21 protein-coding genes are annotated in these 25,364 nt (G+C 64.8%); 9 read left to right on the forward strand and 12 right to left on the reverse strand.

Annotation, left to right across the window (positions count from 1 at the left end):
• Window positions 1-278: 278 nt before the first annotated feature.
• From LOY34_RS12610 to leuA, 5 genes are all read right to left on the reverse strand, one after another.
• Window positions 279-1,793, reverse strand: coding sequence for a DHA2 family efflux MFS transporter permease subunit (locus LOY34_RS12610; RefSeq protein ID WP_045198886.1), 1,515 nt, complete (start codon window positions 1,791-1,793; stop codon window positions 279-281).
• Complete coding sequence (locus LOY34_RS12615; protein ID WP_195883971.1) at window positions 1,783-2,937, reverse strand: HlyD family secretion protein; 1,155 nt, start codon at window positions 2,935-2,937, stop codon at window positions 1,783-1,785. The genes LOY34_RS12610 and LOY34_RS12615 overlap by 11 nt, the downstream gene beginning before the upstream one ends.
• Window positions 2,934-4,427: an efflux transporter outer membrane subunit gene (locus LOY34_RS12620; RefSeq protein WP_195883972.1), complete on the reverse strand. Its 1,494-nt coding sequence runs from the start codon at window positions 4,425-4,427 to the stop codon at window positions 2,934-2,936. The genes LOY34_RS12615 and LOY34_RS12620 overlap by 4 nt, the downstream gene beginning before the upstream one ends.
• A gap of 143 nt (window positions 4,428-4,570) precedes the next feature.
• Window positions 4,571-5,305 carry a helix-turn-helix transcriptional regulator gene (locus LOY34_RS12625; protein ID WP_045198892.1) on the reverse strand — a complete coding sequence of 245 codons (735 nt, stop codon included), beginning with the start codon at window positions 5,303-5,305 and terminating at the stop codon, window positions 4,571-4,573.
• Window positions 5,306-5,315: 10 nt separating this feature from the next.
• Window positions 5,316-7,013 (reverse strand): 2-isopropylmalate synthase, encoded by a 1,698-nt coding sequence (leuA, locus tag LOY34_RS12630; protein WP_258664988.1) that lies wholly within the window; start codon window positions 7,011-7,013, stop codon window positions 5,316-5,318.
• A gap of 390 nt (window positions 7,014-7,403) precedes the next feature.
• Here leuA and LOY34_RS12635 point away from each other — a divergent pair, with 390 nt between their 5' ends.
• Both LOY34_RS12635 and LOY34_RS12640 read left to right on the forward strand, forming a co-directional pair.
• A complete protein-coding gene (locus tag LOY34_RS12635; protein WP_195883974.1) occupies window positions 7,404-7,814 on the forward strand; it encodes a hypothetical protein in 411 nt (136 codons plus the stop codon).
• Between the two features lie 19 nt (window positions 7,815-7,833).
• Entirely contained in the window at window positions 7,834-8,940 is a 1,107-nt protein-coding gene (locus LOY34_RS12640; protein ID WP_258664992.1) for an alkene reductase, read from the forward strand.
• Here the strand turns inward: LOY34_RS12640 and LOY34_RS12645 are convergent.
• From LOY34_RS12645 to LOY34_RS12655, 3 genes are all read right to left on the reverse strand, one after another.
• Complete coding sequence (locus tag LOY34_RS12645) at window positions 8,924-9,124, reverse strand: hypothetical protein (protein WP_195883976.1); 201 nt, start codon at window positions 9,122-9,124, stop codon at window positions 8,924-8,926. The two genes, LOY34_RS12640 and LOY34_RS12645, sit on opposite strands and share 17 nt — an antisense overlap.
• 186 nt (window positions 9,125-9,310) lie before the next feature.
• Window positions 9,311-10,612, reverse strand: coding sequence for an MFS transporter (locus tag LOY34_RS12650; protein WP_258664994.1), 1,302 nt, complete (start codon window positions 10,610-10,612; stop codon window positions 9,311-9,313).
• A 67-nt stretch (window positions 10,613-10,679) separates the two neighbouring features.
• Entirely contained in the window at window positions 10,680-11,993 is a 1,314-nt protein-coding gene (locus tag LOY34_RS12655; protein WP_045198901.1) for an L-fuconate dehydratase, read from the reverse strand.
• A 101-nt stretch (window positions 11,994-12,094) separates the two neighbouring features.
• On the opposite strand from LOY34_RS12655, the gene LOY34_RS12660 reads away from it, so the two are divergent.
• From LOY34_RS12660 to LOY34_RS12690, 7 genes are all read left to right on the forward strand, one after another.
• Window positions 12,095-13,042 carry a LysR substrate-binding domain-containing protein gene (locus LOY34_RS12660; RefSeq protein WP_195883978.1) on the forward strand — a complete coding sequence of 316 codons (948 nt, stop codon included), beginning with the start codon at window positions 12,095-12,097 and terminating at the stop codon, window positions 13,040-13,042.
• Window positions 13,043-13,076: 34 nt separating this feature from the next.
• Window positions 13,077-14,042: a LysR family transcriptional regulator gene (locus LOY34_RS12665; protein ID WP_195883979.1), complete on the forward strand. Its 966-nt coding sequence runs from the start codon at window positions 13,077-13,079 to the stop codon at window positions 14,040-14,042.
• Window positions 14,043-14,207: 165 nt separating this feature from the next.
• Complete coding sequence (locus LOY34_RS12670) at window positions 14,208-15,755, forward strand: UxaA family hydrolase (RefSeq protein WP_195883980.1); 1,548 nt, start codon at window positions 14,208-14,210, stop codon at window positions 15,753-15,755.
• Window positions 15,756-15,794: 39 nt separating this feature from the next.
• Entirely contained in the window at window positions 15,795-17,375 is a 1,581-nt protein-coding gene (locus tag LOY34_RS12675) for an aldehyde dehydrogenase (NADP(+)) (RefSeq protein WP_408980907.1), read from the forward strand.
• Between the two features lie 16 nt (window positions 17,376-17,391).
• On the forward strand, window positions 17,392-18,450 hold the full coding sequence (locus LOY34_RS12680) for an Ldh family oxidoreductase (RefSeq protein WP_195883982.1): 1,059 nt from the start codon (window positions 17,392-17,394) through the stop codon (window positions 18,448-18,450).
• A 20-nt stretch (window positions 18,451-18,470) separates the two neighbouring features.
• Entirely contained in the window at window positions 18,471-19,688 is a 1,218-nt protein-coding gene (locus LOY34_RS12685; RefSeq protein WP_195883983.1) for a fumarylacetoacetate hydrolase family protein, read from the forward strand.
• Window positions 19,689-19,778: 90 nt separating this feature from the next.
• A complete protein-coding gene (locus LOY34_RS12690; protein WP_093383098.1) occupies window positions 19,779-21,086 on the forward strand; it encodes an MFS transporter in 1,308 nt (435 codons plus the stop codon).
• 47 nt (window positions 21,087-21,133) lie between these two features.
• Here LOY34_RS12690 and LOY34_RS12695 read toward each other — a convergent pair whose 3' ends face one another.
• From LOY34_RS12695 to LOY34_RS12710, 4 genes are all read right to left on the reverse strand, one after another.
• Entirely contained in the window at window positions 21,134-22,060 is a 927-nt protein-coding gene (locus tag LOY34_RS12695; protein ID WP_230090851.1) for a class I SAM-dependent methyltransferase, read from the reverse strand.
• 100 nt (window positions 22,061-22,160) lie between these two features.
• Window positions 22,161-23,414, reverse strand: coding sequence for an OprD family porin (locus LOY34_RS12700; protein ID WP_195883984.1), 1,254 nt, complete (start codon window positions 23,412-23,414; stop codon window positions 22,161-22,163).
• Window positions 23,415-23,499: 85 nt separating this feature from the next.
• Window positions 23,500-24,888, reverse strand: coding sequence for a tripartite tricarboxylate transporter permease (locus LOY34_RS12705; protein ID WP_045198912.1), 1,389 nt, complete (start codon window positions 24,886-24,888; stop codon window positions 23,500-23,502).
• Window positions 24,885-25,361 (reverse strand): hypothetical protein, encoded by a 477-nt coding sequence (locus LOY34_RS12710; RefSeq protein ID WP_093383092.1) that lies wholly within the window; start codon window positions 25,359-25,361, stop codon window positions 24,885-24,887. The genes LOY34_RS12705 and LOY34_RS12710 overlap by 4 nt, the downstream gene beginning before the upstream one ends.
• Between the last annotated feature and the right edge of the window lie 3 nt (window positions 25,362-25,364).

A 25,364-nucleotide genomic window follows, 5' to 3' on the forward strand; every position in this document is an offset into this window, starting at 1 on the left:
GCGCGTTTGCGTCATGCAGTGGCCGGAACCGTTATGGCGCCAGGCAACGGAAAGCTAAGACATAAGAAGTTACAAATCAAGACTTCGCAAACATAAAATTTAGGGGCGGATTAATAACTTGCAGGTACGCGAAAAAGGCAACTTCATTACTGAAGTTGCCAAGCGGCAAGAGGCTGTTAATAGCGTTTTTTATCGCTATTTAATTAGATTTGGCGCATGCCATACCACTGAACTCCCTGTTCGCTAATACCGTTATAACTATTAATTACATGTAAACTTCAGGCCGCCCGCTGGGTGCGCAGCACCAGCGCTGCTACTGCGCAGCCAATCAGGGCCAGGCAGGCGACATAAAACGCATCGCTGTAGGCCATCAGGTACGCCTCGCGGCGTATGGTTGCAGCCAGACCCTCCAGTATCTGCTGCTGTTGCGGCAGCCAGGTGTGCACCGCCTGGTTGAGGCGCTCCTGCAAACCTGGCGAAAACACCGTGACATGTTCGTGAATACGCTCGCTGTGGTAGCGCTCACGGGTGGCAACGATCTGCGTCAGCCCGGCGGTACCGATGGCGCCACCGAGGTTGCGCAGCATGGAAAACACCGCCGATGCCGAGCCCGCTTCGCGCTTGTCCAGGCCCGCCACCGCCAGCACCGACAGCGCCACCATGATGAACGGCTGGCCGATGCCGCGAACCACGGTGGAGGGGATGATGACGTTGTCGGCGCTGTCGACGTTGAGGCTGGCGCCCAGCCAGCAGCCCAGGGCCATGATCAGAAAGCCGCTGGCAACCATGAACTTGGCGCTGGTCCAGGCCATCAACCGCGGCATCAGCGGCGCCAGCAGCAATTGCACCAGGCCATAGGCGATCAGGCTGACGCCGACATCGCGGGCGCTGAAACCCTGCAACTGCGAGAGGTAGTTGGGCACCAGGAACACCAGGCCGAAGGTGGCGCCGCCAAAGATGAACATGGCGACGCTGGCCACGCCAAAGTTGTAGCGCCCGAGCAGGCGCAGGTTGATGAAGGCGCGGCTGCCGTACAGCTGGGTGACCACAAACACCACCAGGGCGATGCCGGCGGCCACCGACATGCCGAGGATGTAGCCCGAGCCGAACCAGTCCAGGCGCCCACCTTCCTCGAGCACGATCTGCAGGCCGCCCAGGCCCACGACCATGGCGAAGATCCCCAGCCAGTCGCCGCGGCGCAGTAACTCAAGCTTCATCGGCTTGGCCTCGATCGACCAGGCGATGGCAATCAATAGCGCCACCCCGGGGAACAGCTGCAGGTAGAAAATCCAGCGCCAGGAATAGGCATCGGTCAACCAGCCGCCAATCGACGGCCCCGCGGCCTGGGCGACACTGTTGGCGAGACTGAACAGGGCCATGCCCATGGCCATCTTGCTGGCCGGCAGTTCGGTGATGATCAGCTGGAACGACAGCGGGATCAGCACCGCGCCGGCGGCGCCCTGGATCACCCGGATAATGATCATCGCCTCGAGGTTGGGCGCCCAGGAGCAGGCGATCGAGGCCAGCAGGAAGATGAACGAGCCGGTCCACATCACCCGGCGCATGGAGAACACTTCGACCAGCCAGGCCGTGAGCGGAATCATGACGATCTCCGCCACCAGGTAGGCGGTGGAGATCCACGAGCCTTCCTCGAAACTGGCGCCCAGCGAACCGCGGATTTCCGGCAGCGCAGCGCTGGTGACGTGGACGTTCATGCCGGCCATGAAACAGCCGAACAAGCCGCCGATCACGGCCACCCAGGCCCGCAACGAGACCGGCTGTTCACTGCTCATCGGCAGGCTCCCCACGGGTGTCGACGGTGGTTACCACCGACATTCCCGGCAGCACCTGCACGCCGTCCTCGGCCGGGTCGAGCAGGATGCGCACGGGAAAGCGCTGGACGATCTTGGTGAAGTTGCCGGTGGCGTTGTCCGAGGGCAGCAGGGCGAAGACATTGCCCGAAGCCGGCGAGAAGCTGGCCACCCGGCCGCGCAGGTGCTGGCTGGAAAAACTGTCGATGCTGATTTCCACCGGCTGCCCCGGGCGCATGTGGGCCAGCTGGGTTTCTTTGTAGTTGGCGACCACGTAGGTCTGGTGCAGCGGCACCACCGCCAGCAATGGCTGGCCGGGCACCACGTATTGCCCGGCGCGCACCCGGCGCTGGCCGACCACGCCATCGATAGGGGCGCGGATCACCGTGTCCTGGCTGTCCTGGTCGGCCAGGGCGTGGCGGGCCTTGGCGCTGGCCAGGGCTGCCGAACGTTGTTTGATCTGCGCCTCGGCCAGCAGCGCCTGGGCCTTGGCCATTGCCAGTTGCGACTGCTGCTCGCGCTGGCGGGCCTGGGCGCTCTGCAAGGCGGCGCGGGCCTGGATGGCATTGGCGTTGGCCGATTCCAGGCGCTGCACGGTGGCGGCGTTGTCGCGCACCAGGCCCTGGTAGCGCTGCATGTCCAGTTCGCTGCGGCGCCGCTCGGCCTCGGCGCTGTGCACGGCCGATTCGGCCTGGAGGATGGTTTGCTGCTGCTGGTTGATGCGCTCCACTGCCACCTGCTGGCTGGCCTGGGCGGCGGTCAGCGCAGCCTGGGCCTCGGCCACCCCGGCTTCGGCCTGGTCGCGGCGGGCCTGATAGTCGCGGTTTTGCAGGCGTACCAGCACGTCGCCAGCTTTTACCGCCTGGTCGTCATCGACTTCAACCTGGGCGACATAGCCGGCCACGCGCGGGCTCAAGGCCACCCAGTCGGCGCGCACGTAGGCGTCATCGGTGGTCTCCAGAAAGCGCCCGGTGCTAAACCAGTAGCCGCCGAACACCAGCACCGCCACCACGCTCAGGCCGCCTGTGGCGTACAGCGCCAGGCGCCGCCGGGTGAGGGTGGGCAAAGGGGCTTTGCGCTGCTGCTCATCGGCAGCCAGCGGTGGTTTTTCAACGGCAATATTCATGGTTGGATTCCAGTGTCGGTAGGTGCGCTCTGCACCAGGGTCGCGGCCGCGGCCGGTGGCGTTTGCCAGCTGCCGCCCAGGGCCCGGAACAGATTGATTTGTGCCCGCGCCAGGCGCCCCTGGGCCTCGACGTGGCGAGCGCGGACGCTGATCAGGTCGCGCTCGCTGTCGAGTACCTCGAGGGCATCGACGGTGCCGGCGCGGTAGTTGTCCTGGGCCAGGGCAAAGCCGCGCTGGCTGTGCGCCAGGGCCGCATCCAGGGCCTGTGCCCGCTGGCGTTCGCCGTCGTAGCCGGCCAGGGCCTGGCGCACATCCTTGAGCGCGCCCAGGGCCACGCCGCGGTAATGGGCGATCTGCGCTTGCTGCAGGGCCCGGGCCTTGCTGACCCGGGCGCGGTTGGCCTTGATGTTGGGGAACTCCCAGCTGATCAGCGGGCCGACGGCGAACATCACCGCCTGGCTGTCACCGAGGTTGGACAGGTGATGGTCCGAGGACGTCAGCGAGGCGCCGAAGCTGACCTTCGGGTACAGGTCGGCCTTGACGATGTCGACTTCAAGGTCGGCGGCGCGCAGGTCGCGCTCGGCCTTGCGCACATCCGGGCGGCGGGCCAGCAGTTGCCAGCCATCGCCGCCAGGCAACGCTGCTTTCAGGGTCGGGATGCTTCGGCAGCTGGCGGCACCGGCGCTGATTGCCGCAGGCGGCTGGCCACTGAGCACGCTGAGTTCGAACAGCGCCATTTGCCGCCGCGCTTCAAGCATCGGCAGTTGCGCGCGGACCTGCTCGCGCAGCCCGCGCAGGCGCACCGCATCGAGTTCGGTGGCGATCCCGGCCTGGCGCTGGCGGTCACTGAGCTGCACGCTGCGCTCCAGGGTCTGCAGGGATTGTTCGGTTTCCTGCAGGCGCGCGCCGTAAACGCACTGGTCGATGTAAGCGCGGCTGGTCTGGGTCACCACCTGCAAACGCACCAGCTCCATGGCCTCGCGGGAGGCGTCGGCCTGGGCCCGGGCGCGCTCGATGGCAGCCCGCACCTGGCCCCAGACATCGACCTGATAGGCCAGCTCGATGCCCGGGTTGAATTCCCATTGCGACGGCGCATGGCTGTCGGTGGCCTGGGCCAGGGTCTGGTCGTCGGCACTTTTGCCGTAGCTGGCACCGAACTCGACGCTGGTCGAGGGCCAGCGTCTGGCGTCGTACTCGCCGATACCGGCGAGCATGGCCTGCACGTTGGCCTCGGCCTGGGCCAGGTCCTGGTTATGCGCCAGGGCTTGCTGGACCCAGGTGTTGAGCTGCGGGTCCTGGTACAGCTCCCACCAGCGCTCGGGCAAGGCCTGCTGGCTGACGCCGGCGGGCAGGCTGGCCAGTGGATCGGCTTGCAGTGCCAATGGCGCCGGGGTCGTTACGGATTGGCTGGTGCAAGCGCAGAGCACAGCCAGGAGGCTGGTGGCGGCGAGAAGCCTGGCGGGGAACGGCGGGGATCGAAGTGCACGCATCACGAAAGTCACATCTAGGGTCGTGATGCCAGATTAACGAGGGGAGGGCAGCGCTTCTGCCGCGAGCGGGACAACCATGGCCGTGACCGGGACAACCTGGCCCGGCAGCGAGGAGGGCGTGGCCGCCATCCTCGCTGCGGGTCTCAGTGGCTGCGCGTGGCGCTGCCTTCCAGGGCGCTGACCTGCCAGTCGCGTGGGGTGTAGCCGAGGATGCGCTTGAACATCGCGGCAAAGGCGCTGGCACTCTGGTAGCCGTGTTCGAGCGCCACGTGCAGGATCGGCATGCCACCGGCCAGGCGCTGCTGGCTGAGAATCATGCGCGTGCGGGTGCGCCATTCACCGTAGGACATCCCCACCTCGCGCTGGAACAATCGCGCCACGGTGCGCGCACTCATGTTCAGCTGCGCGCCGCATTGCTCCAGGGTGAGGTCTTGCGCGGGGTCTTCGAGAAAGCGCTCGCACCAGGCCCGCAGGCGTGGATGCTGCGGCACCGGCACATGCGCCTCGATGCGTTCAGCCGCCTCCAGCTCGCGGTGAATCAGCGCGCGCACATGCTCGCCCAACGACTCGTCGCGCTGCTCCTGCATGCGTGATGAGGCCAGGATCAGCTCGCGCAGCAGCCCCGAGACCACGATCACCTGACAGCGGTCGACGTGGGCGCTGAGCAACAAGGTGCGCATGCTCACTTCGCCGCTCATGCGAACCTCGTGGCTGACCCCTGCCGGCACCCAGAGGGCGTGCCCGCAGGGGATCACCCAGTTACCTTCGTCGCTGCACACGCGCATGACCCCGCTGGTGGCGTAGATCAACTGGTCCTCGGCATGGCAGTGGCTGCCCACGACCTCGCCATGTTCATAGTCCATCGCTAATGGTTCCATGCCTTTCTCCTCAGGCAGAAACGCTGGCGGCGTGCAGGGGCTTGAGCAAGCCCTGGCGGGTGGCCCGCGACACGGCACCGACCACGGCCTTGAGCGACGCCTGGAGGATGCTGTTGTCTTTGCCGACACCGAACAGCAGCTGGCTGTTGACGCGGATCTCGACGTAGGCGATGGCTTCGGCCTGGGCACCGTCACGAATGGCGTGCTCGTGATAGTCGGCGATATCGAAGTTCAGGCCCTGCTGGGCGAAGGCATTGACCAGCGCCGCCAACGGCCCGTTGCCTTCGCCGCTGAGCGCCAGGCGCGCGCCGGCGATGTCCAGCTGGGCATCGAGGTAGGTGCAGCTGTCTTCGCTGGCAAGCCGAGGTTGCTGCAGGGTGTAGGGCTTGCCTTGCTCAAGGTAGTTGTCGGTGAAACACGACAGGATCATGTCGCTGCTGATCTCCTGGCCGGCCTCGTCGGCCACTTGTTGCACCAGGCCACTGAACTCCATCTGCAGGCGCCGCGGCAGGACAATGCCGTGTTGCTCGAGCAGATAGGCGACGCCGCCTTTGCCGGACTGGCTGTTGACCCGGATCACTGCCTCGTAGCTGCGGCCCATGTCGGCCGGATCGATCGGCAGGTAAGGGATCTGCCAGTAGCCCTCGGGGTGGTTGCGCCGGTGGGCGAAGCCTTTCTTGATGGCGTCCTGGTGCGAGCCGGAAAACGCCGTGAACACCAGTTCGCCGGCATACGGGTGGCGTGGGTGGGTTGGCAACTGGTTGCAGAACTCGACTTCGCGCTGCACGTGGATGATGTCCGAGAAGTCCAGCTGCGGGCTGATACCGCTGGTGTAGAGGTTCATCGCCAGGGTCAGGATATCGACGTTGCCGGTGCGCTCACCGTTGCCGAACAAGGTGCCCTCGACCCGCTCGGCGCCCGCCAGGCAGGCCTGCTCGGCGGTCGACACGCCGGTACCGCGGTCGTTGTGCGGGTGCACGCTGATGACCACGCTGTCGCGGCAGCTCAAGTGGCGGCAGAACCACTCGATCTGGTCGGCGAAGACGTTGGCGGTCGAGACCTCGACGGTGGTCGGCAGGTTGAGGATCATCTTGTTGCTTGGCGAGGGCTGGAACACCTCGGTCACCGCCTCGCAGATCTCCAGGGCGAAATCCAGCTCGGTAAAGCAGAAGGTCTCGGGCGAGTACTGGTAGGTCCACTGGGTGTGCGGGTTGGCCTGCATGTGGGCCTTGATCTCGCGGGTGGCCTGGGTGGCGATCTCGATGCAGCCGGCGCGGTCGACCCCGAACACCACCTCGCGAAACACCGGTGCGGTGGCGTTGTAGACGTGGACAATCGCCCGGGGCACGCCCTTGAGGGCTTCGAAGGTGCGCTCGATCAGGTGGCTGCGGGCCTGGGTCATCACCTGGATGGTGACGTCGTCAGGGATCGCGCCGCTCTCGACCAGCTCGCGCACGTAATCGAAGTCGGTTTGCGAGGCCGCCGGGAAACCCACCTCGATCTGCTTGAAGCCGACCTTGACCAGCAGGTCGAAGAAGCGCCGCTTGCGCTCGGCGTTCATCGGTTCGATCAGCGCCTGGTTACCGTCGCGCATGTCCACACTGCACCAGGTCGGGGCGACCTGCTGGACCCGGTTCGGCCACTGGCGGTCCGGCAGGTCGACGGTGGTGAAGTGACGGTACTTGGTAGAAGGATCCTTCAACATCATGGCGGCGTTCTCCTGTGCCTACGGTTTTGCGCAGCGCCGGTTGCCCGCAAGCAACCGATGCCAATCGCAGATGGGATCCAATTCTAGCGCTGTTACATCTAGAAATAATTGCTAATTTTGCCAGTGAGTGGTGAAGAAGCCTTTGCTGATCGCCTGAAAGTAGAGGTTATTGGTGATTTATTGCGCTTGGACATTTTTATGAGCATATCCTCACCATTTGAACGCCTGCCTGCGACACTCAGCCGCAAATTGCACCTGGCCTCAGCCGGCACCTAGTGGCGGGTTTCAACTCATCTATAAAAATTGCTAACAAGTCATTGCAGTACAGCCCTGTTTATCAGCGACTTTCAATCAAACATCATGCTGACACCCCACACAGAGGTGCTCAGTATGATCCTTGACCTGCAGTTCGATCACCTGGCCTTCACCAGCGCCGCCGACGGCGAGCTTCAGGCTGCGCTGCAAACCCTGCTGGGCGTCGAGCCCGGGCCGAGGCCGGCGTTTCCATTTCCCGGGCAATGGCTGTACCAGGGCGACCAGGCCCTGGTGCATCTGATCCAGGGGCCGCACACCGAGCTCAGCCATCTGGCCCTGCGTACCCGGCAGCCGGCGTCGGCAGTGCTCGAACGCGTCCGCGCCAGTGGCCTGGCCTACCAGGTCGCGCTGGTACCGGAGCAACGCATCTGCCAACTGTTTGTCAGCCTGCCCGGCGGCCTGGTCCTGGAACTGGACTGCCCGCTCGATCGCGACGACCTCGGCATTACCCACGACTACCAGCAGTGCGACCACGCACCTGTCTGACTTCAGGAGAGCCACACGCATGTCTACTTCAGCTTCGTTGTTCACACCCTTTGAACTGGGCCCACTGCAGTTGCCCAACCGTATCGTCATGGCGCCGATGACCCGCTCGCGCAGCAGCCAGCCCGGTGATGTGCCCAACGCCATCATGGCGGCCTATTACGCCCAGCGCGCCAGTGCCGGCCTGATCATCAGTGAAGCCACGCAGATCAGCCCGCAGGGCAAGGGCTATAGCTTCACCCCCGGCATCTACAGCTCCGCGCAGGTGGCCGGCTGGCGTCAGGTGACCGACGCCGTGCATGGCCAAGGCGGACGGATTTTCCTGCAGTTGTGGCATGTCGGGCGCATGTCCCATGCGAGCTTCCATGCCGATGGCCAGCCGGTTGCGCCGTCAGCGCTGCGTGCCGATGCCCAGGTGTGGGTGGTGGGCGATGATGGCGTCGGGCGCATGGTCGAGGTCAGCCCGCCACGGGCCCTGAGCCAGGCAGACATTCAAGCGGTGATCGAGGATTATCGGCTTGCCGCCCGGCATGCCCGCGAGGCGGGTTTTGATGGCGTCGAGATTCACGCGGGCAACGGTTACCTGATCGACCAGTTCTTGCGCACCACCTCCAACCTGCGCAATGACGCCTACGGCGGCAGCCGCGAAAACCGTACCCGCTTTCTGCTGGAGGTGGCCGCGGCGGTGGCCGACGAAATCGGTGCACAGCGCACCGGTGTGCGCCTGGCGCCCTACATCACCGCCCGCGGCATGGACTGCGCGGACGTCATCCCGACCATCCTCCAGGCCGCCAAGGCCCTGGGCGCCCAAGGCATTGCCTACCTGCACCTGGCCGAAGCCGACTGGGACGATGCCCCGCAGATCCCCGAGCCGTTCCGCCATGAACTGCGCCAGGTGTTTGCCGGCGCCATCATCGTTGCCGGGCGCTACGACGAGGATCGTGCGCAGGCCTTGCTCGAGGCCGGGCTGGTCGACCTGATTGCCTTCGGCCGGCCCTTTGTCGCCAACCCGGACTTGCCGGCGCGGCTGGCAAACGGCTGGCCGATGGCGCAGTTCGATGGCAGCCGCTTGTTTGGCGGGGATGAGCTGGGCTACAGCGACTATCCAGCCTTTATGACAGGCAAGTGAAGTGGCTGGGTTCCTGGGCTGCAAGCATCAGCTCCAGCGGTACCGGGACTACCCCGTCAAGGCCGGCGGGGGCCTGCAAGCCCAACACCAGCAGCGCCGGGCGCTCGCTCGGTTCGCTCGTGCCGGCGGCCACGGCGTTGATCATTCTGGCGTGGTTGGCTGCAATTTCAGTGAGGGTAGACACGTGACTTCTCCGGTGACCGAGCAAGGCGATTGCTGGCGTCCATAAGCGTTGGGGGGCTGGCCGTCGCGTCAGTATTACGTCACTGCCCGACGGTGATTGCCAGCCTCTGCAATCCGCAGGCCAAGCCTTGTCAAAAAATGGACAGGCCTGGCCGGTTTGCGATGGACGGAGTCACCTCGGGCTATGCTAGGGCTCCTGACCCTGGCGCAAGCGCGTGCTGATCAGCGCCGCCAGCACCAGCAGCGCGGCGATCAGCCACAGGCCGTTGCGGGTGTTGCCGGTGGTCTGTTCGATCAGGCCCATCACCGACGGCCCGACAAAACCGCCGAGCAACCCGCAGGTGGTGACGAAGGCCAGGCCCGCCGCCAGGGCACTGCCGCTCAGGCGGCTGGAGGGGAAGACGAAGATGATCGACTGCACCACGAACAGCATCAGCGCGGTCAGCGAGAAACCGATCAGGCCGATGAACGAGTTCGACAACGACGCCAGCAGCAAGCCGGCGGCCATGGTCAGCAAACCGAAGAACAGCAGGGTGCGGCAACGCCCCGGTGAGGTAGCCAGGCGCGGCAGGGTGGCGGCGCCGATGGCGGCGGCAATCCACGGCACCGAGGTCAGCAGGCCGATCTGCAACGGGGTCAAGGCGGCGTAGGTGCCAATGATGCCCGGCAGGAAGAAGATCACTGTATAGATGGTGATCTGGTGCACGAAGTACACCGCGATCGCCAGCCAGATCTGTTTGTCGGCGAACATCTGGCTGAGCCGGCTCTGTTGCGGCGCCAAGGCTTTTTCCGCGTTCAGGCGCTGCTCGATGTCGCGGGCATCGGCCGCCGACAGCCAGGGCGCGGAGGCCGGGCCGTCCGGCAGTTTCTTCCACACCACATAGGCCAGAGCTACCGCCGGCAGGCCTTCTATGACGAACAGCCACTGCCAGCCGTGCCAGCCCAGCAGGCCATCGAGTTCGAGCAAGGCGCCGCCCAGCGGACCGCTGAGAATATTCGCCAGGCACACCCCGAGCAGAAAATAGCCGGTAGCCCGCGCCCGTTGCTCGCGGTCGAACCAGTAGGTCAGGTAGAGCATCACCCCGGGGAACAACCCGGCCTCGGCCACGCCCAGCAGCAGGCGCATGATGTAGAACGAGGTTTCGCCCTGGACGAAGGCCATGCCCGCCGACAGCAGGCCCCAGGTGATCATGATGCGGGTGATCCAGAAACGCGCGCCGACCCGGTGCATGATCAGGTTGCTCGGCACTTCGGCCAGCGCGTAGGTCAGGAAGAACAGCCCGGCACCCAGGCCATAGGCTGCGGCCGAAAGGCCCAGGTCGATGCCCATGCTGGCCTTGGCCAGGGCAATGTTGGTGCGGTCCAGAAAACTCATCACATAGACCACGATCAGCAGCGGCATCAGCTTGCGCAGCAGCAGACGGTTCAGGCGCTGGTCGTCGGCGACGGCAGGCGCGGCGGCCGCTGTCGAGTTAGTGAGGATTGTCATTGTTTTTTCCCCGTTCAAATGTACGTACTGCGCGCCGCACGTGCTGCGGCGCGCAGGCTCAGGTCAGTCAGTCACGGTTGATGTCCAGCCACACGGCGCCATCGGGATACTGGTAGCGCTCCAGGGTTTGCGCGTGCATTTCGATGCTGTAGCCAGGGCGTTGCGGCGGCATGTAGCGACCGCGGCGGATCACCACCGGGTCGATGAAGTGTTCGTGCAGGTGGTCGACGTACTCCAGCACGCGGTTGTGCAACGAGGCCGAGACGGCGATGTAGTCGAACAGGGCGATGTTCTGCACATATTCGCACAGGCCGACGCCGCCGCCATGCGGGCACACCGGCACATCGTACTTGGCCGCCATCAGCAGCACGATCAGCACCTCGTTGAGGCCACCCAGGCGTGCGGCATCGAGCTGGCAGAAATCCAGCGCGCCGGCCTGGAACATCTGCTTGAACATCACCCGGTTATGGCAATGCTCGCCAGTGGCGACGCCGATCGGCGCGATGCGCTGGCGGATCGCGGCGTGGCCGAGAATATCGTCGGGGCTGGTTGGCTCTTCGATCCACAGCGGCTCGAAGACTGCCAGGCGGCGCATGTTGGCCACCGACTCATCGACGCTCCAGACCTGGTTGGCGTCCATCATCAGCGTGCGCTCCCAGCCCATTTCGTCGCGCAGGATGCTGGCGCGGCGCATGTCGTCTTCAAGGTTGGCGCCGATTTTCTGCTTGATGTGGGTCCAGCCGTCAGCGATAGCCTCGCGGGTCAGCTGGCGCATTTTCTCTTCGCTGTAGCCGAGCCAGCCGGGCGCGGTGGTGTAGCCGGGGTAGCCTTCGCGCAGCATCTGCGCCTCGCGCTCGGCCTTGCCTGGCACCTGACGGCGCAGCAGGGCGATGGCTTCTTCGGGGGTGAGCACGTCGGTGACGTAGCTGAAGTCCAGGCAGCCCACCAGCTGTTCGGGGCTCATGTCGGCGAGCAGTTTCCACACCGGCTTGCCTTCGTGCTTGGCCCACAGGTCCCAGACCGCATTGACGATGGCGGCGGTGGCCAGGTGAATCACGCCTTTTTCCGGGCCGAGCCAGCGCAACTGGCTGTCGCCTGCGGTAAAGCGGTGCCAGAAGCCGCCCATGTCGGCGGTGATGTCTTCAAGGGTCAGGCCGACAATCAGTGGCGCCAGCGATTGCACGGCGGCGGCGCAGATCTCGTTGCCGCGCCCGATAGTGAAGGTCAGGCCATGGCCTTCGAGGCTGTCGGCATCGGTGTGCAGCACGACATAGGAGGCCGAGTAGTCCGGGGCGCTGTTCATCGCGTCGGAGCCGTCCAGCGACAGCGAAGTAGGAAAGCGGATGTCGCGAACACTCAAGTGGGTAATGCGTATGCTCATGGCGGGCTCTTGTTCTGGGGTGGCACAGGGAGGCCTGACTGTAGGTTGTCGAGCGATACAGGCATAATCGCCAATTCCTAAGTAGGGATACCGGATTTGATATGCCTCCTAAACCCGACGTCGCGCTACCGGCCCCTGCCAGCCTGGGGGCGCTGAAGATCTCCAGCCGGCAGATCACCTTGCTCAACGCCTTGGGCGAGTTCGGCAATTTGCGCCGCGCCGCGGCGGCGATGCACACCACGCAACCTGCGGCCAGCCTGTTGCTGCAGCAACTGGAAGAGCGCCTCGGCGTGCGCCTGTTCGAGCGTTTGCCCCGGGGCATGCAGCCGACCCTGTATGGCGAGGTGATGATCCGCTACGCCCAGGGCGCCCTGCACGAATTCGAGCACGCCCAGGCGCAGATCGCTGAACTGGCCCGCGGCGCCTCCGGCCTGGTGCGGGTCGGTAGTGTCATGGGCCCGGTGCCGGGGCTGCTGACCCAGGCGGTGCTGGCCTACAAGCGCGAGCACCCCAAGGTGCGTATTTCGCTGGAGGTCGGTACCAGCGACACCTTGCTGCCGTCGCTGCTGCGCGGCGATTTCGACCTGGTGGTCGGGCGCCTGCCGGACCAGAGCGACAGTCACGAGCTGAACATCGAACTGTTCGACAGCGACGAGCAGATGCGCGTGGTCGCCCGTGCCGGGCATCCACTGGCCAGCGCCGCACGCCTTGCACTGGCCGACCTCGCCGAGCTGACCTGGATCCTCCACCCGATCGGCAGCCCCATGCGCCGGCGGGTCGAGAACGCTCTGCAGGCAGCCGGCATGGTGCAGTCGCTGGACATCGTCGAGACCGCCTCGATCCTCGCCACCACGGCGATGCTTGAGGCCTCGGACATGATTGCAGTGGTGCCCAACGACGTCGCCGAGCATTATGCCCGTTACGCCATGGTTGCCATTCTGCCGGTGGAACTGCCGATCTCGATGGTCAACCTGGGGCTGCTGACCTTGCGTTCGCGGCCGCGTTCGGTGGCCCTGGAAACCCTGTTGCACTACCTGCGGGCGCAGTAGCCCCGCGTATTCATCGGCAAGAGGCAGTTCGTTGATGGCTTCAGACATTACCCACGCCAGTTTCTGCAACTGGATCCGCTTCAAACACCTGGTGCTGATCGACACCCTGGCGCGCACGCGCAACATGCACGCCACCGCCACGCGCATGAACCTCAGCCAGCCGGCCTTGAGCAAGATGCTGCGCGACCTTGAAGAGCAGTTCGGCTTTGCCCTGTTCGAGCGCCTGCCGCGCAGCATGCCGCCCACCGAACTCGGTGAGTACGTGGTGCGTTATGCGCAAGGGGCGCTGGCCGAGTCGCAGCAGTTCGTCGACCAGGTCAACCGCCTGCGCAAGGGCGGCCATGGCTTTATTCGCGTCGGCGGGATTTTTGCCGCAACGCCCCTGGTGCTGCCCCAGGCGATTGCCGCGATCAAGGCGCGCAGCCCGCTGCTGTCGATCGAAGTGGTCGAGCAATCCAGCGACCATCTGCTGGCCATGCTTGAGCAGAACAAGCTCGACCTGATGATCGGCCGCTTCACCGAGGAGCGCTTCAGCCAGCTGTTCGACTTCCAGGCCCTGGAACCGGAACCCTTCAGCCTGGTGGTCAACAAGCACCACCCGCTAATTCTGCAAGGCGAGACGCCACTGGCGGCCCTGGGCGACTGGCCTTGGGTGCTGTATCCGGTCGGCACACCGTTGCGCGAGCGTCTGGAACAAGCCTTCAGGGCGGTCGGCATCGCCACCCCGGCAGACAGCGTCGATACCATTTCGATGCCGATGTTCCTGCATTTGCTCGAGTCCGGGCCGATGATCGCCATGTTGCCGCGCTCGATGGTCGCTGCGCAGTTGAGCAGCGGCCAGTTCTGCGAGCTACAGTCGCCGTTGCAACTGGCGCCGCTGGAGTACGGGGTGATCACCCGCAAGGACGAACCCTTGAGCGCCTCGGCGCAGGCGTTTGTCGAGCTGTTGCTGGAGTTCGCCCGCCAGCGACGGGCAGAGCAGGGCAGTGCTGGCGATTGATAAAAACGGCTGACTGACAGCTTGCGATAACCCTGGGTTATCGCTTGATCGGATCATCTCATTGGGAATGTTGCGCCGGGCTCCTTAGAGTTATCGCAGATTCGCCCGGCACAGCACGGGCGGCGCCATAACAAGAAGCCGGCCGCATCCGCCCTGAGAGGTCCCATGCAACTAATTGCCAGCACCCGCAGCGGCGACCCTGCCGTTATCCGCTTGAACCCCCTGGACAATGTACTGATTGCCCGCCAGGCCCTGGTTGAAGGCCAGCACCTGGACGCCGAAGCCATCACCGTGCGCCAGGCGGTCCCGTCCGGGCATAAAGTCGCCACCGAGCGCGTGGAGCAAGGCCAGCCGCTGCGCCGCTACGGGCAGATCATTGGTTTTGCCTCGCAAGTGATCGAGGCCGGCGAGCATGTGCACGTGCACAACGTCGAGATGGGCGATTTTGCCCGCGACTATGCCTTCGGCGTCGATGCCAGGCCAACGCCTGCCAGCGAGGCGCAGTTCCAGGGCATCGTGCGTGCCGACGGCCGGGTCGCGACCCGCAACTACATTGGCATTCTGACTTCGGTGAACTGCTCGGCCACCGTCGCCCGCGCCGTGGCCGACCACTTTCGCCGCGACATCCACCCCGAGGCGCTCGCCGCCTACCCGAACATCGACGGCGTGGTCGCTTTGACCCACGGCGCCGGTTGCGCGGTAGACCCCAGCGGCGAAGCCCTGGGCCTGCTGCGCCGGACCTTGGGCGGCTACGCCATCCACCCCAACTTTGCCGCCGTGCTGATCATCGGCCTGGGCTGCGAGACCAACCAGATCGAAAGCCTGCTGCAAACCCAGCAGTTGCAAACCAGCGATCAGTTGCGCGCCTTTACCATCCAGGGCATTGGCGGTACCTCGAAGACCATCGCCGCCGGCATCGAGCAGGTCAAGGCGCTGCTGGCCGAGGCCAACCGGGTCAAACGCGAGCCGGTCAGCGCCCGCCATCTGGTAGTCGGCCTGCAATGCGGCGGCTCCGACGGCTACTCGGGGATCACCGCCAACCCGGCCCTGGGTAATGCCGTTGACCGCCTGGTGGCAGCCGGCGGCACCGCAATCCTCTCGGAAACTCCGGAGATCTACGGCGCCGAGCACTTGCTCACGCGCCGCGCGGTCAGCCGTGAAGTGGGCGAGAAACTCATCGCCCGCATCCATTGGTGGGAAGACTACTGCCAGCGCATGAACGCCGCGCTGAACAACAACCCCTCGGCCGGCAACAAGGCCGGCGGCCTGACCACCATCCTGGAGAAATCCCTCGGTGCAGTGGCCAAGGCCGGCTCCAGCAACCTGGTGGACGTCTACCAGTACGCCGAAGCGGTGCGCGCCAAAGGCCTGGTGTTCATGGACACCCCGGGCTACGACCCGGTTTCGGCCACCGGCCAGGTCGCCGGCGGCGCCAACCTGATTGCCTTTACCACCGGCCGCGGCTCGGCCTACGGCTGCGCGCCGGCGCCGTCGATCAAGCTGGCCACCAACAACCGGGTGTTCGAGCACCAGCTTGAAGACATGGATGTGAACTGCGGCGGCATCGCCGACGGCAGCACCAGCATCGAAGAACGCGGCGCCTACATCTTCGAGCAGATGCTGCGCATCGCTTCCGGTGAGCGCAGCAAAAGTGAACAGCACGGCTACGGGCAGAACGAATTCGTGCCCTGGCAGATCGGCGCCGTGACCTGATTGACAGCCCTGCAACCTTCTTGACGAGGCGACATGCACATGAGCTTTAGCGGATACAACTTCATTGGCGGCCAGCGCAGTGCCCTGGGCGACACCCTGGTCTACAGCGTCGATGCCCACACCGGCGAGCGCCTGCCGGGCGCCTTTCACCAGGCCAGCCTGGACGAAGTCGACAATGCCGTGGATGCGGCCAGCGCCGCGTTCCCGGCCTATCGCAAACTCTCGGCCGAGCGCCGGGCGCAGTTTCTCGAGGCCATCGCCGACGAGCTCGACGGCCTGGGCGAGGACTTTATCGCCGTGACCTGCCAGGAAACCGCGCTGCCCAGTGCGCGCATTGCCGGTGAGCGGGCACGCACCAGCGGCCAGATGCGCCTGTTTGCCCAGGTGCTGCGCCGTGGCGATTTTTATGGCGCGCGCATCGACCGCGCCTTGCCAGCGCGCACGCCATTGCCGCGCCCGGACCTGCGCCAGTACCGTATTGGTGTCGGCCCGGTGGCGGTGTTCGGTGCCAGCAACTTCCCCCTGGCGTTCTCGACCGCCGGCGGTGATACCGCCGCCGCCCTGGCTGCCGGTTGCCCGGTGGTGTTCAAGGCCCACAGCGGCCACATGGCCACTGCCGAGCGGGTTGCCGAGGCGCTGCTGCGCGCTGCCGAGCGCACCGGCATGCCGGCGGGTGTGTTCAACATGATCTTTGGTGGCGGCGTCGGCGAGGCGCTGGTCAAGCACCCGGGCATCCAGGCCGTGGGCTTTACCGGCTCGCTCAAGGGCGGCCGCGCGCTGTGCGACATGGCCGCCGCGCGGGCGCAGCCGATCCCGGTATTCGCCGAGATGTCGAGCATCAACCCGGTGCTGGTGCTGCCACACGCCCTGGCCAGCCGCAGTGCGCAGTTGGCCAAGGACTTGAGCGCCTCGGTGGTGCAGGGCTGTGGCCAGTTCTGCACCAACCCGGGCCTGGTGCTGGGCATTCGCTCGCCGGCCTTCTGTGCCTTTATCGAGCAGCTGCGCGGCCATATGGCCGAACAGGCGCCGCAGACCATGCTCAATGCCGGCACCCTGGCAAGCTACGGCAAGGGTATCCAGGCGCTGCTGGCCCACCCGGGAATAGAAAAACTCAGCGGCCTGGCGCAATCCGGCAAGCAGGCGCAGCCGCAGCTGTTCAAGGCCGATGTCAGCCTGCTGCTGGAGCAGGATGAGCTGCTGCAGGAAGAAGTCTTCGGCCCGTGCACGGTGGTGGTCGAGGCCAATGATCAGGCCCAACTGTTGCGCGCGGTCAACGCCCTGCATGGCCAGCTGACCGCCACCTTGCTGGCCGACAGCGACGACCTGGCCAACTTTGGCCAACTGTTCGAGGTGCTCGAAGTCAAGGTCGGGCGGGTGCTGCTCAATGGCTACCCGACCGGCGTCGAGGTCTGCGATGCGATGGTCCATGGCGGCCCGTACCCAGCGACCTCCGATGCCCGCGGCACCTCGGTCGGCACCCTGGCGATCGATCGCTTTCTGCGCCCGGTGTGCTACCAGAACGTGCCCGATGCCTTGCTCCCCGAAGCGCTGCGCGATGCCAACCCGCTGGGTATCCAGCGCCTGGTCGATGGCAAGCCAAGCAACGCGGCCCTGAACTGATCACGGAGCAACAGCGATGAGCGACGCCCGCCGCGTTGATGTGCAAAGCCTCACAGCCTTCGTCGAGCAATTGTTTGAAGCCGCCGGTGCCGATGCCGAGGTCGCCCGGGTGGTCACCCGGGTACTGCTTGAAGGCGAACTGCTGGGCCATCGCACCCATGGCCTGAACCTGGTCAGCCGCTATATCGGCGGCATCCAGGCAGGGCAGGTCAAGGCCCGGGCAGGGCTGCTCGAACAGCTTGCGCACAGCGGTATTTCCAGCCTGTTCGACGGTCATTATCTGCTCGGCCCGTACTGCGTCAGCCGCGCCCTCGACTGCGCGGCCCAGGGCGCAACGGCACAAGGCATTGGCATTGCCGTGGTGCGCCGGGCGGCGCACATCGGTTGCCTGGCGGCCTACCTGCAGCCGTTCACCGAGCGTGGCCTGGTGGCCATGCTGTATTCCAGCGACCCGTCGGTGGCGCTGGTTTGCGCCCACGGCGGTATTGAACCTGTGTACACGCCCAACCCGATTGCCGCCGGTATTCCGACCCGTGGCGAGCCGATCCTGCTCGATGTGAGCATGTCGACCGTGACCCTCGGCCTGGTCGGCCAGTGCCGCGACAGCGGGCAGCGACTGCCGCACCCGGTGTTGCTGGGCAACGACGGGCGTCTGAGCGACAACCCGGAAGATTTTTTCACCACCCCCAGCGGCAGCATCCTGCCCTTGGGCGGCCAGGCTTTCGGCCACAAGGGCTTTGCCCTGGCGCTGCTGGTCGAGGCACTGACCTCGGGGCTGGCGGGCTATGGGCGCAAGGACGCGCCGGATCAGTGGGGCGCCTCGGCAACCGCCGTGGTGATCGATCCGCGCTTTTTTGGCGGGCTTGACGCCTTCACCGCTGAAACCTCGTTTCTCGGCCAGCTGCTGCTCGCCAGCCGCCCGCTCGACCCCGAGCGGCCGGTGCGCCTGCCTGGGCAAGCGGGCTTGAAACGGCGCAAGCAGGCCTTGAGCGAAGGCTTGAGCCTGTCGCCACAGCTGATCGATAACCTCAACCAGCTCGCCGGGCAACTGCAGTGCCCGACACTTTCGCATTAACCGACAACAAGAGCGCTGACATGAGAGAGCACGCGAACACCCAAACACCGCTACACCTGAGCAAAGACGCTGCGCTATTCAACACCGGTACCTGGATCGGCCGCGTCTGGCTGGCGCAGCAGGGCCCGGCCGTGGTGCTGGTCAAAGCCGGCGCCGTGCACGATATCAGCGCCCATGTGGCGACCGTGTCGGCCTTGCTCGAAGTAGCTGAGCCGGTGGCCTACTTGCGTTCGCTGCCGTTGGGCGAGGCGCTGATCGAGTTGCCGGCGCTGCTGGCCAACAGCGACCCGAATCATCGCGATCCGGCCTTGCCCTGGCTGCTGGCGCCGATCGACCTGCAGGCGGTCAAGGCCGCCGGCGTGACCTTCGCCGCCAGCCTGCTGGAGCGGGTGGTCGAGGAGCAGGCCAAGGGCGACCCGGCCAAGGCCGACGCGATCAGGGCGACGCTAGCCAGCCGCATCGGCGCCGACCTGTCGCAGATCGTTCCGGGCTCGGCGCAGGCTGAAGCCTTGCGCAAGGTCCTGGTAGAGCAGGGGCTGTGGTCGCAGTACCTGGAAGTGGGCATCGGCCCGGACGCCGAGGTCTTCACCAAGGCCCAGCCGTTGTCGGCGGTCGGCCATGGCGCCGATATCGGCATTCACCCGAAGTCGAGCTGGAACAACCCCGAGCCGGAAGTGGTGCTGGCGGTGTCGAGCAACGGCACGGTGCAGGGCGCCACCCTCGGCAACGACGTCAACCTGCGCGACTTCGAAGGGCGCAGCGCCTTGCTGCTGTCCAAGGCCAAGGACAACAACGCCTCGACCGCACTGGGGCCGCTGCTGCGGCTGTTCGACGAGACCTTCAGCCTTGAGGATGTGCGCAGCGCCGAGGTCGACTTGCGGGTCGAAGGCCTGGACGGCTTTGTGCTCCAGGGCCGCAGCTCGATGCGCCAGATCAGCCGCGACCCGCTCGACCTGGTGCAGCAGACCCTGAACGAAAACCATCAGTACCCCGACGGCCTGGTGCTGTTTCTCGGCACCCTGTTCGCGCCCAAACAGGACCGCGACCAGCCGGGCAACGGCTTTACCCACAAACCCGGCGATGTGGTGACCATCAGCAACGGGCAGCTGGGCAGCCTGTGCAACCGGGTGACCACCAGCGACCTGGCGCCGCAGTGGGATTTCGGCGTGCGCGCGCTGATCGACAGCCTTGCCCGGCGCGGCCTGCTCGATGCCGCTGTGAGCGCCCGGCAGAGCTGATTGAAAGACGTTCCAGGGATGAGTGTGTGACCGCCTGAAGGATCGCCCCGGCGATAAAACCGCTGCAACAATAATAATAAAGGCCATCAGATGAACGCACTGAAGAAGTACCAACGCATCACCGTTGTCTTCCTGCTGTTGATCGGCATCGTCAACTACCTGGACCGTAGCGCGCTGTCGATCGCCAACACCTCGATCCAGAAGGACATGATGATCAGCCCGTCGCAGATGGGCATCCTGCTCTCGGCGTTTTCCATCGCCTATGCCTTCGCCCAGTTGCCCATGGGCCTGATCATCGACCGCCTGGGCAGCAAGATCGCCCTTGGCGCCTCGTTGCTGGCCTGGTCGGTGGCGCAATCGGCGTTCGGCATGGTCAACAGTTTCGCCGGCTTCATGGGCTTGCGCGTGCTGCTGGGGATTGGCGAGGCGCCGATGTTCCCCTCGGCGGCCAAGGCGCTGTCGGAGTGGTTCGATGCCAACGAGCGCGGCACGCCTACCGGCATCGTCTGGTCCTCGACCTGCCTGGGCCCGTGCCTGGCGCCGCCGTTGCTGACGCTGTTCATGGTCAACTTCGGCTGGCGCGGCATGTTCATTATCACCGGCGTGCTTGGCATCGTCCTGGCCCTGTGCTGGCTGAGCTTCTTCAAGAGCAAGGCGCAGTACCTGGCCGAACTAGCCGCGCAAGGCAAGCCGTTGCCAGGTGAGTACCAGGCGCCACAGGCAACGGCAGAGCCCAAGGCTTCGTACTTTGCCGGCTGGCTCGACCTGTTCAGGCACCGCAGTACCTGGGGCGCGATCCTCGGTTTCATGGGGGTGATCTACATGCTCTGGCTGCACCTGACCTGGCTGCCCGGTTATTTTGAGCGCGAGCATGGCCTGAACCTGTACAAAACCGCCTGGGTGGTGTCGCTGGCCTATGGTTTCGGCGCTGTCGGCACCATCGTCGCCGGGCGCTTCTGCGACCTGCTGGTGCGCCGCGGCCTGAGCATCCTGGCCAGTCGCAAGTTCAGCGTGATCACCGGCCTGGTGCTGGCCGCGCTGTTCACCTTGCCGCTGTCGTATGTCAGCGGCTTGACCGCGTGCATCGTCCTGCTGTGCCTGGCGCTGTTCAGCATCAACATGGCCAGTGCCACGGCCTGGATGATCGTCAACACCATCGTCGACAGCCGCCGGGTGGCCTCGTTCGGCTCGATCCAGAACTTTGGCGGCTACATCGCAGGCTCCGTCGCGCCGATTGTCACCGGCTTCAGCATCCAGTACTCGGGCTCGTTCAACACCGCGTTCATGATCAGTGCGATCGTCGCGCTGTGTTCGGCGCTGGCGTATTTCCTGTTGCTCAAGGCGCCGATTGGCAACGCACAAGCCGCGCCTGAGCGGGTGGTGGGCGTGACGCAATAAGGGGCAGGGTGCAGGGGACGATGATTGATCACGCCGCCCTGCGACTGTTACTGCACCGGGTTGATGAACGGCCCGCCGGTGACCTGGACGAAGAGCTTGCGAAACTCTTCGTTCTCCGGGGTCAGGATCAGTGCCTGACGCAGGAACTCCACGCCCTCGCGGGCATTGTCCAGCTGGCAATTGAGGGCGAAGGCCAGGTACAGGTTCTGGGCATTGAAGAAATCGTACGACAGCGCGACCTTCACCAGGTGCAGCGCACCGTTCAGGTCCTGGGCCTGAAAGCGTGCGTTGAACTCCTGGTTGAACTGACTGGCGTCGCTGGCGCTCAAGGCCGACAGCCCGGGTTGCTTGCGCAACACCACGGTGTGGCCATTGCCGACTTTCGAATCGGTCTCTTCGATGGTTTCGATCAGCCAGTGCCCCAGGCCTACCGAGTTGATCATGTTGATCGCCCGCAGCATGCTCTGCAGCGAGAACACATGGTAGTGCCCGCGCCAGTTGTATTCAGGCATCACGCTCATGTCGACGCGTTTTTCGAACGCATCGATCATCGACTCCAGGGTGGTCAGGGCGCGTACCCGGTCATTGGGGTCGGCGTTCCTTTTCGGGAAGATGCAAAAGAACACGCCATCGTCCTTGATCACCCGCGCGGCCTCGACATAGGCGGCAAACAGGTTGGGCACGTGTTCGATGACGTGCGAGCTGATCAGGTAGTCGAAGGTTTGATCGGCGAACGGTATGTCGGTGAAATCGCCCAGGGCGTCGATCCGGGCAGGCGGGACCTGGTAGTTGGCCTGTTCGTTCTTGTAGAGGTTGAAGTCTTGCAAGTCCAGCGGGTACAGAAACGACTCACCGTCACAGGGGCCCAGATTGAGGCAGTCTGGCAAGTAAAAAGCGTTATGGCTGGCAGCGCCAATCTCCAGACCGGCACCCTGGCAATACTTGTTGGCCAACGCCATACCCATCTCGTTCATATCGAATCCTGTCTGCCCCTGAAAATAGATGTCAGGCCGAGTATACGGCCTGACACAGTGGTTATCGGCAGGGGCGGCAGATTGTTGAGGGCGCCAGGGATTAAAGAAACTTGATCGGGTAATTGACGATCAGGCGGTTCTCATCGATGTCGTAGCTGCTGAAGTCCCGGCGCAGGGTCGAATTGCGCCAGCGCAGCGACAGGTCCTTGAGCGGGCCGCTCTGGAACACGTAGCCCAGCTCCGTCTCGCGGCCCCATTCCTTGCCGTTGCTGGTGGCGCTGGTGTGCACATGATCACCCGACAGGTAGCGGTTCATCAGGGTCAGGCCCGGCACGCCGAGGGCAACGAAGTCATAGTCGTGGCGCAACTGCCAGGAGCGCTCGCGGGCATTGTCGTAGCTTGAGTTGTAGGTGTCGTTGGCCAGCGGGTAGCCGGCGGTGCCGTTGACCCGCATCCAGCCGGTCTCGCCATACACCCGCTGCAGGCCGAGGGAGAAGGTGTGTGCGCCGGTTTTCGCAGACAGCATCAGCGTTGCGGTTTTGTTGTCCAGCTGGCCTGCCTTGGCCGCGCCGTCTTCATCGCCCAGAAACAGGCCAAGGTTGGCGCCCAGCTTCCAGCTGCCCACAGCCTGGCTATGAATCAGGTTCAAGTACTGCTGCTGGTAGATGTCCTCGAGCTGGGCATACCACAGGCCCACCTGGGTTGCCTTGTCGTTGAACAGGTACTCGCCGCCGGCAAAGTTGAAACGGTCCGAGGTGGCGTCGGGCCGGCCGGTCATGAACATGCGCTCCATGCTGGCGTCGTTGCGCGGGCTGTTGCCGCGAAACTGGCCGGTGTAGAGGGTCAGGTTGTCGATTTCCCGTGAAGTCAGCTGGGCGCCGCGAAAAGTCTGTGGCAGTGAGCGGCCATCATCGGAACGCAAGATCGGCAACTGCGAAACCCATTCACCGACCTTCAGTTCCGTCTTCGAATAGCGGGCCTTGAGCGCAACCCCCAGGCGGCCAAAGTCGTCGGCCGGGCGGCCGTCATCGTGCACTGGCAGCAGTTGCGTACCGGCCGTGCCGCGACCGCCATCGAGCTTGACCGAGTACAGCCCCAGCAGGTCGACGCCAAAGCCTAGCGTACCCTGGGTGAAGCCCGAACGCAGGTCGAAGATGAAGCTTTGCGTCCATTCCTCGGCCTTGCCCTGGGGGTAGGCCGGGTTTACGAAGTTGCGGTTGTGGTAGAAGTTGCGCAGGTTCAGCGACGCCGTGGTGTCGTCGACCAGGCCGGCTGCCGAGGCGCCAAGCGAGGCTGTCGAGCAGATCAACAGTGACGCAAGGTTTGCGGTTTTGGTGCGTGCAAGGATCTTCATTATTGTTATTTCCTTTCTAGTGAGCGCAGCAAGCCCTCGCAGCGCAAAGGCTGCGAAAAATGGCGGTTACAGGAGGGAGTGGGGGTCAGGCGCCGATCAGGGCAACCAGGGCGGGCACGGTGAGCACGGCGGTGTAGTAGCCCATGAACTGCACGCCGATGTTGAAGCCCAGAAAGCGCGAGAGAAATCCGCCCAGCAGGCCAATGGTGACGATCACCAGCAAACCGAGCAGGCCGCCTTCCCAGATGCCGATCACCAGGATCAGGCCGACAAAGGTCGCGATCACCGCTTCATGGCTGATTTTGCGCGACACGTAGGAGGCTGCCCGGTGCGCGTAGTTCATGGTGAAGGGGTAGGCGATCAGGATGGCGACGATCACCGCCAGCATGCCGTAGCCGAGAAACTCCCAGGTGCTGAGCAGCGAGTGCAGGTTGTTGACCTGGCCGCTGGCGGCATCGACGCTAAAGCGCGGTGGTGCATTGAACAGCGGCGCAGCCGGGCCGGCGGCGACCGGGCTCAGCGGCAGACCGAAAGCGATCAGCGGAATCAGCGCTTCGGCGATGTAGGTGGACTCGGTGACGCCGTTGCGCGCAGTGATCACTGTGGTCAGGCGATGGTAGACGTGCTTGACCCGCGAACCGACCGCCTCGCCGAGAATCACGGTCATGGCCACCGGGCTGAACACGAAGGTGGCGCTGGAGACCACCGCAGTAACGGCCGTCCACAGGCTCTGCTTGCTGTCGAGCACGCGCAGTGGGTTGGGAAAGAAACCGCCCCAGCTTTTGACGTCAGGCGACAACGAGAAGGTGCGCGGTTGCTGGCGACGCATGCTGGCGCGCTCGGCCGGCGCCAGCAGAGAGAACAGCGCGGCGATCAACGGGCCGATGGCAATGCCGAGGAAGTAGCTGACGCTGAGCTTGACCCCATGCTGCGCGGTCAGGGTCTGCAGGCCGATAATCACCATGACGAACGGGATCAGGGTCAACACCGCTGCCAGGCGGCCTTTGGAGAACCAGGCGATGGCCACCGCCGCCAGCAGGAATACCCACGGCGCGGCATGCTTGATCATGTCGCCGAACGGCGCCAGCATTACCGCGAACAACACCGCCATGGGCACGGCGATCAGGGCGGCAATCACCGCGCCGGAAATCATCTTGCGCAGGGCAATGTGCGGAACCCCCAGATTGCGCAAAAAGTTCGCTTCGCGCATCAACGGCGTGGCCATGGTGTCGCCCGGGATGCCGAGCAAGGCGGTCGGCACCGCATGGGTCATGTGCTTGGCCACGGCGCCGGCCAGAAAGAAGGTCAGCACGCCGGGGGCGGGTACACCCAGCAGTACCACCAACAGTGTCAGCGGCGCGAGGGTGGTGGTTTCATCGCTGCCGGAGATCAGGCCGATACCGGCAAAGATCACCGCGCCAAGAACCCCCATGCCCAGGGCGATCAGAAACTGATCCATCAACAGGGCAATCATGACCGGCCTCCGGCGGCGCTGGCTGCGCGGACCACCACGGCAGGTGTCACGTCAGGGTTGTCCGGGGGTGAGCGCAGGCCTTTTTCGTAGTCGGCGAACAGGTCATACAGGTCCATCTCGCGCAGTTCGGCAATCGTCGCCGCAGGCAGGTCGCTCAAGCTGCCGAGCGGGCCGAATTCGTTTTGCAGCTCGACAAGGATTTTCGCCCGCCAGGCCGGGTCTGCCAGGTGCTCGACCACGTTGCGCTTGGGCTTGAACAGCGCTGCGCTGATGGCGCCGCCGGCCAGGCAGCCGACAATACCGACCAGCATGGCGTAGGCGCGGGCCATTTGCAGCGACTCCACCCAGCCGCTCAGCAGGTGCTGGGCGGTGAAAAACGCGCCGAGGCTGACGCTGGCGCCAATGGCGATGGAACAGATCAGGTGACGACCGTCGACGGTGTCGCCCCAGACTTCGAACAGTTCGGCTTTCATCGG

It is taken from the genome of Pseudomonas sp. B21-009, assembly GCF_024749345.1.
Taxonomy (GTDB): domain Bacteria; phylum Pseudomonadota; class Gammaproteobacteria; order Pseudomonadales; family Pseudomonadaceae; genus Aquipseudomonas.